The organism is Henriciella sp. (genome assembly GCF_049649345.1).
Classification (GTDB): domain Bacteria; phylum Pseudomonadota; class Alphaproteobacteria; order Caulobacterales; family Hyphomonadaceae; genus Henriciella.
The window spans coordinates 1-1,656 of the sequence record NZ_JBARZC010000375.1 but is presented as its reverse complement, the minus strand read 5'-3'; the positions used below and the strand labels follow the sequence as shown (position 1 = coordinate 1,656).

Here is a 1,656-nt window from a genome sequence, read left to right as displayed (position 1 = left end):
CTGCGATGCCGTCCTCGTCGCATGCCCGGCAGTGTATCACAAAACCGTTGTCGAAAATGCGCTCAAGGCTGGGCTGCACGTGCTTGTCGAGAAGCCATTGGCGCTCACTGGCGAGGACGCGCTGGCGCTTGCTGACGTGGCAGAGGAGAAATCACTGGTTCTGCAAGTGGGACATCAGGAACGGCTGGTTCTGGAGGCGATGGGATTCTTCGATATTTCCGAACAGCCGCAATCAATTGAAGCGGTTCGCGAAGGGCCTCCCACGCCGGATGGACGGGCAGGGGATGTGTCTGTGATCTGGGACCTGATGACCCATGATCTCGACATGACGGCGCGGCTGATGGGGCCCGGTGCGAGCGCTCGCGGCATAGGCGTCATCAAGCATACGAATCATATCGATACGGCTGTGGCCGAGATCGCCTATCCTGACGGTCGAATGGCCCGCCTGAAAGCCAGCCGGGCTGCGCCCGACCGCCAGCGCAACATGACAGTGACCTATCCATCGGGTCGCATTCACGTCGATTTCCTGACGCGCCAGGTCGAGAACTCGACGCCCCATGTCGTCAAGGGCGATATTTCGGGCGATCTTCCTGACCCGCTCGGCGCGGCCGACGAAGCCTTCTTCGCCGCGTGCCTTGGCGAGCGCGAGACCCTTATCCCCGGACGCGAAGCTGCCGAAGCGGTGCGGCTTGCTGAACAAGTCGAACAGACCGCCCTCGAAAAGATTGGAGCCTGACTCATGGCCGTGACTGACGTACTTGTAGCCCACCCGGACGAGGCTCCCATCCAGTTCTTTGACCTGAAAGCCCAGCAGGCCTCGATCCGGTCGGCCCTTGAAGAGCGCTGGACGACCATCCTTGATCATGGACGTTATATCGGCGGGCCTGAAGTAGACGAGTGCGAGCAAAAGCTGTGCGAGTTTACCGGCGCGGCAGATGCGGTGGCCGTTGGATCGGGCACGCAAGCGCTGGTCATGCCGCTCATCGCGCTTGGCTATGGCCATGGCGATGCGGTCTTCATTCCGGGCTTTACCTATAATGCGACGGCGAATGCGGTCCTTCTGGCAGGCGCGACGCCTGTCCTCGTCGATATCGACCCCAAGACGTTCAATATGGACGCCGAGGATCTTGAGCGGAAAATCCAGCGCGTCAAAGGCACGCGCAATCTGCGCGCCCGCGCTGTGATGCCGGTCGATCTTTATGGTCTCGCAGCTGACTATAAGGCGATCAATGAAGTCGCCGAAGCGCATGGGCTCGTCATCGTTGCCGATGGCGCCCAGGCCTTTGGCGGCAAGCAGGACGGACAGTGGATCGGCACGCTCGCCGAAATCACCGCGACCAGCTTCTACCCAACCAAGACGCTCGGCGGCTATGGGGATGGCGGCGCGATCCTGGTGCGCGACAAGGAGATGGGCGACCTTTTACGCTCGATCCGTTGGCACGGCACAGGCGATAATCGCAAGGAATCGATCCGGGTAGGGATCAATGGCCGCTGCGATTCGATCCAGTGTGCGGTCGTGGCGGAAAAGCTCGGAATCTTCGAAGGTGAGCGCCAGCGCCGCAAGAAGGCCGCAGCGATTTATGATGAGCGCCTTGGCGGCAAGGTCGAAGGCCAGGTGGCCAGTCAGTCAGATGAAAACGCCTATGGGCTGTACAC

2 protein-coding genes are annotated in these 1,656 nt (G+C 61.0%); both read left to right on the top strand.

From position 1 onward, the window contains the following. Window positions 1-736: Gfo/Idh/MocA family protein (locus WA989_RS10275; protein ID WP_424340404.1), on the top strand; the 736-nt coding region annotated here is incomplete at its 5' end. 3 nt (window positions 737-739) lie between these two features. Then, the coding region (locus WA989_RS10270; protein ID WP_424340403.1) for a DegT/DnrJ/EryC1/StrS family aminotransferase at window positions 740-1,656 on the top strand (917 nt) is incomplete at its 3' end.